Source organism: Levilactobacillus sp. LN180102, assembly GCF_050106635.1.
Lineage (GTDB): Bacteria > Bacillota > Bacilli > Lactobacillales > Lactobacillaceae > Levilactobacillus > Levilactobacillus brevis.
Genome location: NZ_JBNIIX010000010.1, coordinates 92,459 through 105,476 on the forward strand (window position 1 = coordinate 92,459; position 13,018 = coordinate 105,476).

Below are 13,018 nucleotides of genomic sequence, written 5' to 3' on the forward strand. Positions count from 1 at the left end.
TACCAAGAAAATTATGATTATCAACAAACACATTATGCGCACCACCAATGAGAAACAGGTTTTGCAGCAGATTGTGAATGCGGGTCCGATTTCTCGAAGTCAGATCTCACGAAATCTCTGTTTGAATAAGGTCACAGTGTCTGATATTTATAGTCAATTACTCCATGAAGGGTTGATCCGTGAGGTTGGTCACGGTGTTAGCACGCGGAATGGTGGGCGAAAGCCGGTGATGGCATTACTGAACGTGGGGTATGGTTATGTCATCAGTATTAATATTCTTCGGTCACGCTTCTCGATGATTACCTGTAGATTGGACGGGCGGTCGGATAATTATGAAAGCGTCTCAACCCGGGATGTCGATTTGACGACGGTTCTGGATATGATTGATGAACGAATTGCCAATACGATTGCTGCAAGTGATTCACGATTATTGGGAATTGCTTTCGGACTGGATGGCGTCATCTACGAGAATCAAATTCTAAGTGCGGCTTTAAAGGGCTTTAAGAGTTTTGATTTAGCGAAATATTTTAGTGATAAATTTCAAGTACCCGTAGTTTTAGAGAACTTAGCCAATGAATCCGCCATTTATGAACGTGATTTTGCGGGTGAAGGCGTTTATCAGGATCTGATTTCAGTCACGATTCGCGATCAAGTGGCCGCTGGAATTGTGGCCGATGGGCATCTCTATCGGGGCCATAACGGTGAAGCGGGGAATATTGGAACTTGTCCTCTAGCCGATCGCTACCATGAAGGCAGTTCATCAACAGTGAATCACTTTGTCGCCGAAGGTCCGGTATTACAAAGGATTATGGCTTATCAGCATATCGACCGGGTGGATGTGAACCGGATTCGGCGTGATTATCTGGGGCACCGACCAGAATTGATCGCCATTTTGGACGAGTTTGCTTACTATTTGGGGAAGGTCTTGGGCGATTTGTCGAACACCTTTGCTCCGGATGCAATCGTAGTAAACGCACCGATTCTAGAATTGTTGCCAGAGATTATGGATCAGGTCCGAGGGCACGTTGATCGCTTATCAATTCGCCGCAAAGCACCATTGCTATTGAGTAAGAATGCGAAGGAAGCGTCTTTAACGGGTGGTGCCTCGGCAATTATTCATAAGGCATTGGGCTTAGATGATTTGCAACTAACTTTTAAAAATGAGCGTTCGGCGGTGCTTGAAGAAGTGGAATCGTAATGAACGCGTAAAATTGGGAACTGGGCCCACGCCCGGTTCCTTTTTAGTATTTCCGGCAAAACTACTAGGGAATCATTAAAGTTAAGGTATAATGAACCTAACAAGTGAGATAGGGGGAGGTTCACCAGTGAGTTTATGGCAACGCTTTGTTGAAAACGTTCAGCTTCGGCGGTTTACGGTGCTAGCACTAATTATTTTTGTGCTCTGGCTGATTCGCGCGGAAATGAATATGATTCTGTTGACGTTCATCTTCACATTTCTCGTATTGCAGTTGGTCAAAGCGGTTCGGCGAGTCGTCAAGCTACCACCGGCTTTGATTGTGACGGTCACGTATGTGGTAATTATAGGACTATTGTATTGGGCGGTGACCACGTATCTACCGCAGATATTAACCTCATCCATTCACGGAATTGAAAACTTATATAAGTTCTATCAAGATCCGAAGAATAATAGTAACGAGATTATTAGTTATGTAACGAATTACATCAAGACGTCAGATATCGTTAATCAGTTGCAAAATGGGGCTAAGCTCGTGCTGACGTACGTCTCGACGATTGGATCGTTTGGGGTCACGCTATTTATGTCGATGATTCTGAGTTTCTTCTTTACGATTGAAAGTAAACAGATGGCGGCCTTTTCCAAGCGCTTCCTAACCAGCACGTATGGCTGGTTCTTCGAAGACATTAACTTCTTTGCGACGAAGTTCGTGAATACTTTTGGTGTCGTGTTGGAAGCACAGTTCTTCATTGCACTGTGTAATACGGTGATCACCACGATTGTGTTAGCAATCATGCAGATGCCCCAGTTGCCGACGCTGGCCATTATGATTTTCATTTTGAGCCTGATTCCGGTGGCCGGTGTGATCGTCTCGATTATCCCACTAGCTATTTTGGGATATTCAGTGGGCGGCTTCCGCTACATTGTTTATATTCTAGTGATGATTGTGGTGGTCCACGCACTGGAAGCCTATGTGTTGAATCCGAAGTTTATGTCGAGCAGAACGGAGCTGCCAATCTTCTATACGTTTGTTGTGCTATTGGCGGGTGAACAGCTTTTCGGCGTCTGGGGATTGATTGTGGGGGTTCCCATCTTCACGTTCTTCCTGGATATCTTAGGGGTACGACCGGTTCATGGCCTACACCCGACGCCGCACGTGGATGTCAAGAAAATCCGCGAGTACCGGCGAAATCATCATCCAGATGATAGGAATGATGAATAAGACCAAATTAAAGAGGGCTTCGCGAGGTATTGTTATCCTTGCGAAGCCTTTTTGGTTAGCTGGCAGGTAAGCAAATGTTAGTGATGCAACCCTTTAGAGACTAATCTAATTAGTTAGAAGGAGACATCACTCTAACTGGTGACGGTTGATTAGTTTGAAAGCCTCCTGATGGCGGTGAGGGCGTAAAATACGGGCGAAGAAAAAGTTGTTGTGTCATTCAGGGAAGGTGTAGTGAGGTGAGAATAGATGAGGAGTTGTTCATTGGCTGTGTGAGGAGGAGAGTTCAATGCGGAAATTAATCTATGCCATCCTCATTGGGATAGCGGCGCTACTCGTTGGTGTTGGGCTGACACATCCAGTGGTGGGACATGCCGCGGAAGTGCCAGTTACGGGACTATCTGCGGGGGATGCCGTTATCAAGGATGCTAATGGTAAAGTTGTGACGGGACAGGGGCCGTTTGATCGTTATCAGAGCTATAGTGTGAATTATGACTGGCAAATTCCGGACGGGGTTAAGCTAGCGGGGAATACGTCAACCGTTTCGGTTCCAGCAGGGTTGGAACCCAATGCAGATATTTCGTTTGATATTACAGATTCAACCGGAACAGTCGTGGGTCATTTTAGTATTAAGGCGGGATCGTCTACCGGGACGGTTACCTACAATGAAAATGCGGATTCCGCTGTGAACCGGCACGGAAGCCTATCGTTTCATGCGAGTGGGACCAGTGACAACAATAATCAGGGGAATGGGTGGACGGTTAATAAAATTGGGTGGATTTCAGGAATGGAACCACAGGGTGCGCCCAATGAATTGACGTGGAACGTTGCCTTTAACTCGGCCAGTGCCAATATCGGCACCGTGACAATTACTGATACGCTAGGACCGGGCCAAACTTATATACCAGGGAGTGTTTATGCCCCTACAGGTTCCTATGGTGCTAAGGGAAACTTTATTCCAGATAGTGGAACGCTGACACCAACAGTCAGTGTCAATGGGTCTGAGATTACCTTTACTTTCAGTAACGTGACTAAAGCAGTCGATATGACGTACAAGACGAAACCAACACTGACGAATAACGAAGGTAAATGGACGAATACGGCCAGTGCATCCAACGGTGGGTCAGTCTCTGCGACCGTGACCTGGGGTGGTAGTGGTACTGGAACCGGTGAAGAACCTAGTGAGGTGACTTTGACCAAAACGGCGAGTGATGGAACCAAGTTGCCCGATGCTATTTATAAGTTGGAAGATAGTTTGGGGCAGGTGATGTTTTCTGCGTTGAAGACGGATGAGAACGGTCAAATTAATCTGCATATGCTGACGCCAGGCGATTACACTTTGACGGAAGTGACCGCACCAGATGGCTATGAACTTAATACAACACCGATTAAGTTTACGGTTGTGGCTGGTCAAAAGCCAATTCAGTTAAATGCTGTTGACCCGAAGACAACGCCAACGGTACCAACGCTGGACAAGGGAAGTTTGCTCATTAAAAAGACTGGCATGAATGGTGTTGCTTTACCGGGAGCGGTCTTCACACTGAAGGCGGCTAGCGGTGAAGTTATCAAAGAGGGACTGGAAACAGATGCCAATGGTGAAATTTTGCTACCGGATTTGGTGGCAGGAACGTATACGTTGATTGAAACCAAGGCACCAGAAGGGTATATGGTCAACTCGGCACCAATTACCGTTGAAATTCCAGCGGATGGGCATGAGGTGGTCGTGCCAATTAAGGATCAGCAGGTAACGGGCGGTTCCGAGACGCCGACACCGAACCCACAAGAACCACAGGTGCCGGGCGTAACGCCACCAACGAAACCAATCGAGCCAACTACTCCGGGCGTGACACCACCAACAAAGCCAGGTGTGACGCCGCCAACGAAACCGACGAAGCCAACCACACCGGGTGTGACAGTACCAACGAAACCAATTAAGCCAATAAAACCGGGTGTGACGCCAGTGACTAAGCCGACCACGCCACCGACTACTGGGACTATTAAACCAGGTGTAACGGGGTCAACGTCTACTGGGACCACAACGCCTGGTGGCATGGGAACTGATAGTCGCAGCAATGCCCGTTCGGTTGGACATGCTGGTGGCAGTGGCATAGTTGGACAAGCGCGGAACGCTAATGGGACAGCCGGTATGGGGGCACACGGTCAGACAATGACCCGGTTGCCACAAACCAATGAGCAGACATCGCCATGGGCGGCAGTGATCGGCCTGGTAGTCTTGTTGGGAGTAGGCCTGTTTGGTCGAGTATATCGGCATCAAGATTAAAGAAAACGCGCGACTGGCAACGGTCGAGCATTTTTGTAAGCTCAAAGATTGTGAAAATAGGGAATATAGCTGAAATTTAGCGGCAGATGGTGTAAAATAATATGGATAATATGAGAAAAGAAAGAGGTCATAACTGATGGCAAAATTAGTACTGATTCGCCACGGCCAAAGTGAATGGAACTTGGAAAACAAGTTCACTGGCTGGGTTGACGTTGATTTGAGCGAAAAGGGTGTCGAAGAAGCAAAGGCAGCCGGTAACAAGATCAAGGAATCTGGTTTGAAGTTCGACTACGCCTACACTTCAGTATTGAAGCGGGCAATCAAGACGTTACACTACGTTTTGGAAGAATCTGACCAACTTTGGATTCCAGAAACCAAGACTTGGCGCTTGAACGAACGTCACTACGGTGCTTTGCAAGGCTTGAACAAGGCTGAAACGGCTGAAAAGTACGGTGACGACCAAGTGCACATCTGGCGTCGGTCATACGACGTTTTACCACCACTTTTGGACGCTGACGCTGAAGGCTCAGCTGTAAAGGACCCTCGTTACGCCAACTTGGACCCTAACATCGTACCTGGTGGCGAAAACTTGAAGGTTACTTTGGAACGGGTTATGCCTTTCTGGGAAGACGAAATTGCTCCTAAGTTGCTTGATGGCAAGAACGTCATCATCGCTGCCCACGGTAACTCACTCCGGGCACTTTCCAAGTACATCGAACGGATCTCTGATGACGATATCATGGATCTTGAAATGGCAACTGGTGAACCAGTGGTCTACGACTTCGATGACAAGTTAAACATGACGAACAAGACGAAGATGGGTAAGTAATTACCTGGCTTTAGATGAGCCGCTCTGTATGTGGGGGCGGCTTTTTCGTGGGGAAAAATCGGCGTACAGTGAAGGACGGTTAATCGGGATGAGCAATGATTGTTATTTAAGACCCTATGCACCGACTGATTTTCCGGCTGTGCGGCGGTTATTTAAGACAACCGTTGAGCGCATTAATTGTCGGGATTACTCGGCAGAACAACTGGCCGTCTGGATTGGTGATGACAGTCCGCTAACGCAGCAACGCTGGCAGGAGAGTTTGTGCCAACATCAGACTTTGGTGGCAATCAAGGATGATCAAGTAGTGGGATTTGCAGATATGAGTGATACCGGATATTTGGATCGCTTGTATGTGCACGCTGCGTACCAGCGCCAGGGCATTGCGACAGCGCTGGTAACCGCGCTGGAAGAACAGATGGTGACACCTAGGTATACGACGTATGCGTCAATCACGGCTAAACCATTTTTTATGCAGATGGGTTACCACGTGGTTCGTAAAAATACGGTTGTCCGGGCTGGTATCGATTTGATAAACTTTGAAATGGTAAAAATAAATTCGGAAGAGAAGAGAGAGTAAATTTTGGCAGACAAAGACGTTACGCAAGTAGAAATGATGAAGATTATTGCCTTGTTCCGCAAAGAAGGCTACAAGGGAGAATACGAGGATTTCCAGCGGGTCAGTGGAACTGATCGGGAGTTTTTTGTGGTGATGAGTAACGAACAAGGTATTAAGGCATTGTTCCGGGCAAGTTTGATGTTGAACGCTGTGCAGTTCCAGTATGTGCTCGATGATAAGCATACCTTTGTGCAAGAGGACGCGGATGCCGGATAATTCAGAACTACTGGCGTTGATTAAGAAACGGGTTTGCTATACAGATTTGGTTTATCAGCGCGTTAATACGAAGTTAAAGGTAGATTTGTCACGGGCTGAGATCGAGACGTTGGTACAAGCTATCTTGGGTGACGAGCAAACGATGCTTGAAAAGCGGGGGAAGAATTACTACGTCACCAGCTTAGCTCGCCACACAAGATTGACGATAAATTCGTTTAATTTTCGGCTGATTACGGCGGATCGTATCTGATGATTTAGAACTAAAAGAGGTAACCTAGCTAATCAGCTGGATTACCTCTTTTAGTTCGGCATAAAAAATTCAGATCGACCGTTTAAACTGCGACTGTAAGCGCCGGGCTGCAATAACCGCTCCGACTAACAGCAACAAGCAGACTAGAAAGCCGGCTTCAATACCGATGTGGCCGTTACCTGGGAAGGTGCGATTAACCAATGCGACTACTGCGATGATAATGGCCGTTCCAAATGAGGCCGCAACTTGTCGAATTGTATTGAAGGTTGCGACACCATCTGGCACCATTTCGTAAGGTAGTAGGCCCAGTGCGTGAGTCTGCAATGGAATTAACATGGTGACCAAGCCTAGCTGTCGGACAGCCTGGAAAATAGCCAAGATGACGGGTGAACTACTCGTACCAATCAATGCTTGAAGTAGCGTTCCAGCACAGTCGATACTTAAGCCAATGGCAACGAGCCGTTTGACTGAAATTCGGTCGTACAATCGACCGCTCAACCGGGATAGCGTTCCCGTCAACAGAGCACCAGGGAGAATCACCAACCCCGAAACCAAGGCACTACGGTGCTGAATCGTCTGAATCAACAAGGGCAACAGAATGGTATTGCCATACATGGTCGCCACGATTAGCATGTTAACCAGTGTCGCCGTGACGAATTGTCCATGGTTGAACACGTGTAAATTAATTAGCGGGTCAGCGTGGCCTAATTGTGATTTAACAAAAATCAGACTAAACCCAACCCCAATCAATAATAACCCACCGACTTGCCAACTCAGAAAACTAGCGGTTGAAATGTTAGATAACCCCATCAAAATACACCAAAGACCGACGCTGACCAGTACGAAGCCGCGGGAATCGAAATGCGGTGATTCGTTGTGAGGAATTTTTGGCAGGATAATTAGAGAAGCAACTAAGGTAATGAGGATGAACGGGATGATAATAATGAAGAGATAACGCCAAGATAGGTAGTCTAGGATAACCCCAGAGACGGTTGGGCCGATAATGGGGGAAAAGTTAAAGGCCAGGCCAATGATCCCCATAATGGTGCCTTTTTTAGCAGGCTCGGCGTAGCGAATGGCCAGCACGTTGACTAGCGGCATCATCATGCCGGCTCCCACCGCCTGAATCATGCGCGCCACGATGACCAAGATGAAAGCGTGGCACAGGGCGCCTAATAACGTCCCAGCCAGGAAAATAAGGGTCGCTAATATGTAAAGATTGCGGAACAAGAAGCGTTTAATCAGGTAGGCACTCACCGGAATCATCAGCGCGTTGACCAGCATGTAGCCGTTGGTCACCCACTGAACCTGGGCCTCCGAGATATGAAAGGCGGTCATTAGCTGGGGCAATCCCGTATTCATCAGGGTCGAACACAGAATGCCGAAGAATGTCCCAAATACCATAACTATTAGGGAGCGAGAGATGCGTTTATTCGTCATTGACCAAAGTCCTTTCTAAATAGTTGAAACAAGCAACTATTTTACCGTATCATACGGGCAGATTTTGTCAACTTGGATTTGGGCTATCTGTGTACTTTGGAAGCCAGGAAAATTATAAATGGGAGTATTGACGATTTATGATAGTCAACCGGTATTTTAGTCGACGGATGAGTTTAAGTACAGATCATGAGTTTAGTAGCATGGCAATTTGCCAGTTTACTAAATAATCAGATTAAAGTGGTATGTAAAAAGGGCGTAACCGCAGTTTGGTTACGTCCTTATGTGCTATTTAGCAGACGTTAAATAGTTTGCTTGAAGTTGTTTTAATTGCGTGTTGGAGATATCTAACCCCTTGTGTAAGAAATTATCCATGTTGCCGTATTTGGCATCAATAGCTTTGTACATCGTGTTCAGGTAAGCCATCTTAACGGCATTTTGTGCCTTAAAGTTTTCGACGACAATTGGGGTAACTTCTTTACCTTGGGCCTTCCAGCCAGCTTCCATCTTCTGCAGGTTTTCCTTATTTGTTTGGGCTAAGTACGTGTTGGACTTTAAGTAATCTTGAGCAATCGCTTTTTTGTCAAACTTGAGGGCGGACAGAACTAAGGCAGTTCCCATACCGGCCCGATCCTTACCAGCTGAGCAGTGCCATAGGACGGCCTTGCCTTTAGGATTAATCAAAAGTTGGTGGAATAGTGACTTGTAGGCTTTTCGGCCTTGAGCCGTGGTTACGGCGTCGTGGTAGGATTTTTCCATCATCTTAGCGCCAGCGCCCTTTTTAGAAAAGTCTGGGAAGGCACCGAAAGATTTAAAAACATTGGCTTTAACGAGTTTGACGCCGGCCATATGCACGTCAGGACTCATTTTTTGTTCAGTAGTGGTTCGTAAGTCAACATCGGTAGCAACGTGGTAGGTCTTCACTAATTTCGTTTGATCTGCCTTGGTCAAGTGTGACAGGCTATTTGCACGAATGAGGCGATGGGCTTTAATCTTTTGACCGTGCCGGTTGACATAACCGCCGAGATCGCGGGCATTGCTAGCCCCTTGTAACTTAATGTGAGTGGATGTTGACTTAATGGCTTTAGCCTTAGCCGCTTTGGTCTTGGCTGCCCCAGTGGTCTTGACCGTCTTAGTCGTTTTAGCGTGCGTAGCTGCCGAGACGTTCATCAGGGGTTGTTGCCATCCCAATGTGGTTGCTAATAATAGAGCCGTTACTAAAGTGCTTGTGCGTTTGTTCATATCACAATCTCCTCCTCTGATTTGGTACATACTTAGAATACTAAGTTGATGTAAAAGGATGATGTTGATTGTGTAAAAATCTGATATTGTGGGACAACTAAATAGAAATATATTTGTAAATAGTGGTTGTAGTTGGTTTAAACACTATTGATACTGGACAACTTGTTGGGGTTAAATGCGTTGGTTAATCGTTCTTGCCAATCTGTTTGATCCAGTTCCAGGTATCTTTTGTAAGTTATCTATTAGTCGTATAATCAGGACAATAACTGGAGGTGTCGGCGATGAAGCAAGCGTTGGTGATGTTGTATCCAGATTTCTGTTATTTTGAAGTGGCGGCTTTAACTGAAATTTTGGCGTTTAAAGAAGATGAGTGGATCGTCACAACAGTGGGGACGGATCGGCAGAATTATTTGGGTGAAGATGGGTTACAGGTCCTAGCTGAAAAGTCCTTTTCTCAGGTTGATCTGCTAGCCGTTGATTTACTGATTTTGCCGGGGATTGACAATTATCACGTACCGTTAGCTGATTCGCGGAATGTTGCCTTTCTACGCCAACTAAATGCGACCAGTCGACCAATTATTGCGGCCATGTCCAGCTCACCAGTGTTGTTGGCCAAGGCCGGGTTATTAGATCAAACCCAATTTACCGGTGGTCTCTTTGAGGAGACTTATACGAAAAACCCGTTTATCCCGAAGCAGAATTTAGTGCGGCAACCGGTGGTGGTGGATAATGGCATCATTACGTCGAGTTTCCAATTCTTTCGGGAATTTGCGATTGCAGCGGCCCGGGCTTGTGGGATCCAGGTAGGCGATACGGCGTTTAGTCCCGCCCGAACGGATCGCCCCTATACACCGGCAGAGTTAACCTATCATTATCCGGATTAAAAAACTGGCTAGTCCCAACTATGTGGGATTAGCCAGTTTTAAGTCGGGTTAATCTGGTTGTTTAATCCACCCAGCAGTCCCAGTTGCGATAAGCACCTCGATACGGTCTAGCAACATTAATAACCAACCGAAGGAAATAACAAAACCAATCATTTCAAAGGCGGTTAAGGAAAAATAGCCAAACACTTGAAATAAGAGCGCGGCGACCACTAGCGCAATTCCGACCCCGTCTGACAACAGCAAGAAGTCTCGTGTAATTTGGGGCAGTAGCCACCGAACACCAACGATTAGAGCGATGATTAAGTATACTAAAAAGACGGCAAAATGGTCATGAAGAGCGTGTGAATTGGCATTGTTGGGAAAAACGCCCACTAATCCTAAATCAACAGCAGTTAGCGTCAATAAGCCACGTAGCACCCATAATCGACGGGAGCGAGGAAACGATTCTTGCAGACTAACAAACAGGTAGTCGATGAGGGCAATCATCAGCAATGCTGAAAAAATCAGCGTGGCGTTAAATTGCCAACCGCCACTGGAAGCACCAGTGGTGCCAAGAAAGCTAAGATTGTGTTGCCACCAATATTTTTGATTGTTAACCGCCATCGCGATGACGACACCGCTAATGATTACGAGGGTGAGGACGGTCGATAAGACACTGGCGTCGATCATTAAGGCGAAGTAACTCATAGCTGTGTTGGTGACACTGCTAAACGCAAATAAGATAATACTGGCGGTTGCTAATCCAAAGCTGGCGCCGTTAAACAGCGTCCCAAGTAGCCACATGCTTCCGGTCAAAATTAGACCAAGAATCAGGGTGAACGATAGGACAATGACGGGGAAGTTACGCCAGTAGATATTTTTAGTAAAATGGTTCTGCGGATTATGGCGGTCATGGATAAAAAAGCCAGCGAATAAAATGGCGCCCATGATCACCCCGAGAATGATAATGGCGGTAGCTAAGGAATAATTACCTACGAGTTTTAGGGTATGTAGTCCTTGGTGAATGCCATAACCGTAAAACAGCAGACTGATTATCAGGGCCGTGGCGAGGGGCCACAGGAGTGATTGGTGCTGAAAAAATTGGCGTCGTGGTTCTTCTAATTGAACGACAAGCCGATCCCGTTTGACGACCAGTCTAACGGGCGTGTCTTTATTTAATTGTAGTTGTTCACTAATATCAGCCGGGATATTTAACTGAAAATCTTTTTGTGCCATAATGCCCTCCAAATCAAGCTATTACAATGACTTTCATTATAGCAAATTTTGAGCAGGGTGATTGTGAAAAGCAGGGGATGCTAGCAGTATCTTTGGATAACGGCGATCGCACAAGCGGGCTGGTGGTGTATGATGAACATGGAAAGTAGGTGGCATGAAACCATGCGTAAGGGGATTTATGGATTAACGGGGATTTGTTGGATAGCGGCTGTGGTGATAATTGTTGTGGCAGCACGGCAACATCACTTATTACAATTAGCGCCGATTTATGCTTATAATCGACCGCAGGGGTTGCTGGGATGGACCTTAGCCAGTGCGATTGTGCTGTCGATAACAAGTGGGCTCATGCATCGTGAGGCCAAGCGACAGTCACGGTAAAAATATCGGTGTAATCAAAAAGCTTCGGCCCAAGATGGCTGAAGCTTTTTGATTACATTAGATAGTCTTAATCTGTACAAAGCCGCCGAATAGCTTCGGCATAAATATCCATCGCTTTATACATGCGACTGAGTTCCCAATTTTCATTGACCTGATGCATGAAGTCGGGAGTTCCCGGGAGCATCGCGCCAAAGGCAACACAGTTGTGCATCGTGCGAGCAAAGGTGGCACCACCTGAAATTTGGGGTTGGGTATCGTCGCCAGTCAGGTCGTGGTAGGTACTCATCAAGACACAATGTTGCATTTTCAACAAAAACCATTATGATAGAGGCAAGGTCTTGATTTGGTCAAAGATGAAAGGGTGTTGAATGCATGACAATGAAGCAGGTCGTAATTGATAAGAACTTTTGGACAACTTTTCCGGATGCACAGATTAACTTGATGTGGATTAGTGATTTTGATAATCATGATACGGATGAAAATAAGGCAGAGCGACAACAATTGTTGCACGATGCCACAGTGGCTTCTAAACAATTTACAAAGATTGACCCATTCCGCGATAATCCCGTGGTGGCAGAATGGCGGAATGCCTATCAACAGTTTAAGAAGCGGAAGGGTGCCCGTTCATCAATCGAGGCATTATTAAAACGAGCTAGTCAAGGTCATGAGTTTATCCCGATCGAACCACTAGTGGACGTCTATAATAGTATCTCCTTACGCTATGGGGTTCCGTTGGGCATCGAAGATCGTGATAAGATTGCGGGGGATTTACATTTAGGCCTGGCCCAAGGCGGTGAATCATTTTTCCCTTTGGGGGCTGAAGCTGATGACCCTGCTCGTGAAGGTGAAATGATCTATTATGATGACGAAAGTGCCGTTTGCCGAAGCTTGAATTGGCGGGAGGCGCAACGAACGATGCTGACAGAAGAAACAACCAACGGTATTGTGGTGATGGAGTCAATGAATGCTGATCAAGCAGCACGGGCAACTGCCGCTATGGCTGAGTTACAAAAGTTGATTCAGTATTACTTTGGGATTGAACCGGGAGAAATTAAAACCTTAACCAAAGACCATCCAACTGTGGATTAACAAAATGAGTGCCGCTGTCATTGAGACGGCGGTTTTTTATAAAAGAGGCTGTGACATAAGTCTCCACAAATAAAGCGGTCCAGTGAGAATCTTCGGATTCTCACTGGACAGCCTTTTGATATAATAGAAAATAAAAAAGGCATCGGTCACACCCGATACCCACAGAT

General features: G+C 46.4%; 13 protein-coding genes and 1 pseudogene. 10 read left to right on the forward strand and 4 right to left on the reverse strand.

The window, feature by feature from the left end; translation table 11 throughout:
• Window positions 1–13 precede the first annotated feature (13 nt).
• From ACP4IT_RS07570 to ACP4IT_RS07600, 7 genes are all read left to right on the forward strand, one after another.
• Window positions 14–1,198 carry an ROK family protein gene (locus ACP4IT_RS07570; RefSeq protein WP_024855393.1) on the forward strand — a complete coding sequence of 395 codons (1,185 nt, stop codon included), beginning with the start codon at window positions 14–16 and terminating at the stop codon, window positions 1,196–1,198.
• 127 nt (window positions 1,199–1,325) lie between these two features.
• Window positions 1,326–2,417, forward strand: a complete 1,092-nt coding sequence (locus ACP4IT_RS07575) for an AI-2E family transporter (RefSeq protein WP_035464152.1) — start codon at window positions 1,326–1,328, stop codon at window positions 2,415–2,417.
• A 286-nt stretch (window positions 2,418–2,703) separates the two neighbouring features.
• Window positions 2,704–4,695, forward strand: coding sequence for a SpaA isopeptide-forming pilin-related protein (locus ACP4IT_RS07580; RefSeq protein WP_172757536.1), 1,992 nt, complete (start codon window positions 2,704–2,706; stop codon window positions 4,693–4,695).
• Between the two features lie 136 nt (window positions 4,696–4,831).
• Window positions 4,832–5,524, forward strand: coding sequence for a 2,3-diphosphoglycerate-dependent phosphoglycerate mutase (locus ACP4IT_RS07585; protein WP_011668719.1), 693 nt, complete (start codon window positions 4,832–4,834; stop codon window positions 5,522–5,524).
• 88 nt (window positions 5,525–5,612) lie between these two features.
• The gene (locus tag ACP4IT_RS07590; RefSeq protein WP_035465536.1) at window positions 5,613–6,101 is read left to right on the forward strand and encodes a GNAT family N-acetyltransferase; all 489 of its coding nucleotides are present in this window, start codon (window positions 5,613–5,615) and stop codon (window positions 6,099–6,101) included.
• 3 nt (window positions 6,102–6,104) lie between these two features.
• A complete protein-coding gene (locus ACP4IT_RS07595) occupies window positions 6,105–6,356 on the forward strand; it encodes a hypothetical protein (protein WP_011668717.1) in 252 nt (83 codons plus the stop codon).
• On the forward strand, window positions 6,346–6,606 hold the full coding sequence (locus tag ACP4IT_RS07600; protein ID WP_024855397.1) for a DUF3781 domain-containing protein: 261 nt from the start codon (window positions 6,346–6,348) through the stop codon (window positions 6,604–6,606). The genes ACP4IT_RS07595 and ACP4IT_RS07600 overlap by 11 nt, the downstream gene beginning before the upstream one ends.
• A gap of 69 nt (window positions 6,607–6,675) precedes the next feature.
• Here ACP4IT_RS07600 and ACP4IT_RS07605 read toward each other — a convergent pair whose 3' ends face one another.
• A complete protein-coding gene (locus tag ACP4IT_RS07605; protein ID WP_024855398.1) occupies window positions 6,676–8,046 on the reverse strand; it encodes a DHA2 family efflux MFS transporter permease subunit in 1,371 nt (456 codons plus the stop codon).
• A 285-nt stretch (window positions 8,047–8,331) separates the two neighbouring features.
• Window positions 8,332–9,285, reverse strand: a complete 954-nt coding sequence (locus tag ACP4IT_RS07610; protein WP_108477387.1) for a tyrosine-protein phosphatase — start codon at window positions 9,283–9,285, stop codon at window positions 8,332–8,334.
• Between the two features lie 281 nt (window positions 9,286–9,566).
• On the opposite strand from ACP4IT_RS07610, the gene ACP4IT_RS07615 reads away from it, so the two are divergent.
• The gene (locus tag ACP4IT_RS07615; protein ID WP_024855400.1) at window positions 9,567–10,169 is read left to right on the forward strand and encodes a DJ-1/PfpI family protein; all 603 of its coding nucleotides are present in this window, start codon (window positions 9,567–9,569) and stop codon (window positions 10,167–10,169) included.
• Between the two features lie 48 nt (window positions 10,170–10,217).
• Here the strand turns inward: ACP4IT_RS07615 and ACP4IT_RS07620 are convergent, their stop codons facing one another.
• Window positions 10,218–11,384, reverse strand: coding sequence for a DUF998 domain-containing protein (locus ACP4IT_RS07620; RefSeq protein WP_047021173.1), 1,167 nt, complete (start codon window positions 11,382–11,384; stop codon window positions 10,218–10,220).
• Between the two features lie 162 nt (window positions 11,385–11,546).
• Here ACP4IT_RS07620 and ACP4IT_RS07625 point away from each other — a divergent pair, with 162 nt between their 5' ends.
• Window positions 11,547–11,762 carry a hypothetical protein gene (locus ACP4IT_RS07625; protein WP_047021172.1) on the forward strand — a complete coding sequence of 72 codons (216 nt, stop codon included), beginning with the start codon at window positions 11,547–11,549 and terminating at the stop codon, window positions 11,760–11,762.
• Window positions 11,763–11,829: 67 nt separating this feature from the next.
• Here ACP4IT_RS07625 and ACP4IT_RS07630 read toward each other — a convergent pair.
• Window positions 11,830–12,051: pseudogene (locus tag ACP4IT_RS07630) on the reverse strand (hypothetical protein); the annotation flags it as partial.
• An 89-nt stretch (window positions 12,052–12,140) separates the two neighbouring features.
• On the opposite strand from ACP4IT_RS07630, the gene ACP4IT_RS07635 reads away from it, so the two are divergent.
• Window positions 12,141–12,851, forward strand: coding sequence for a B3/B4 domain-containing protein (locus ACP4IT_RS07635; protein WP_172757542.1), 711 nt, complete (start codon window positions 12,141–12,143; stop codon window positions 12,849–12,851).
• Window positions 12,852–13,018 lie beyond the last annotated feature (167 nt).

Excerpts from the sequence above, each read along its gene's own strand:
- ACP4IT_RS07625 (WP_047021172.1), top strand. The coding sequence starts at position 11,547 with ATGCGTAAGGGGATTTATGGATTAACGGGGATTTGTTGGATAGCGGCT.
- ACP4IT_RS07570 (WP_024855393.1), top strand. The coding sequence starts at position 14 with ATGATTATCAACAAACACATTATGCGCACCACCAATGAGAAACAGGTT.
- ACP4IT_RS07585 (WP_011668719.1), top strand. The coding sequence starts at position 4,832 with ATGGCAAAATTAGTACTGATTCGCCACGGCCAAAGTGAATGGAACTTG.
- ACP4IT_RS07620 (WP_047021173.1), bottom strand. The coding sequence starts at position 11,384 with ATGGCACAAAAAGATTTTCAGTTAAATATCCCGGCTGATATTAGTGAA.
- ACP4IT_RS07615 (WP_024855400.1), top strand. The coding sequence starts at position 9,567 with ATGAAGCAAGCGTTGGTGATGTTGTATCCAGATTTCTGTTATTTTGAA.
- ACP4IT_RS07635 (WP_172757542.1), top strand. The coding sequence starts at position 12,141 with ATGAAGCAGGTCGTAATTGATAAGAACTTTTGGACAACTTTTCCGGAT.
- ACP4IT_RS07590 (WP_035465536.1), top strand. The coding sequence starts at position 5,613 with ATGAGCAATGATTGTTATTTAAGACCCTATGCACCGACTGATTTTCCG.
- ACP4IT_RS07605 (WP_024855398.1), bottom strand. The coding sequence starts at position 8,046 with ATGACGAATAAACGCATCTCTCGCTCCCTAATAGTTATGGTATTTGGG.
- ACP4IT_RS07600 (WP_024855397.1), top strand. The coding sequence starts at position 6,346 with ATGCCGGATAATTCAGAACTACTGGCGTTGATTAAGAAACGGGTTTGC.
- ACP4IT_RS07610 (WP_108477387.1), bottom strand. The coding sequence starts at position 9,285 with ATGAACAAACGCACAAGCACTTTAGTAACGGCTCTATTATTAGCAACC.
- ACP4IT_RS07580 (WP_172757536.1), top strand. The coding sequence starts at position 2,704 with ATGCGGAAATTAATCTATGCCATCCTCATTGGGATAGCGGCGCTACTC.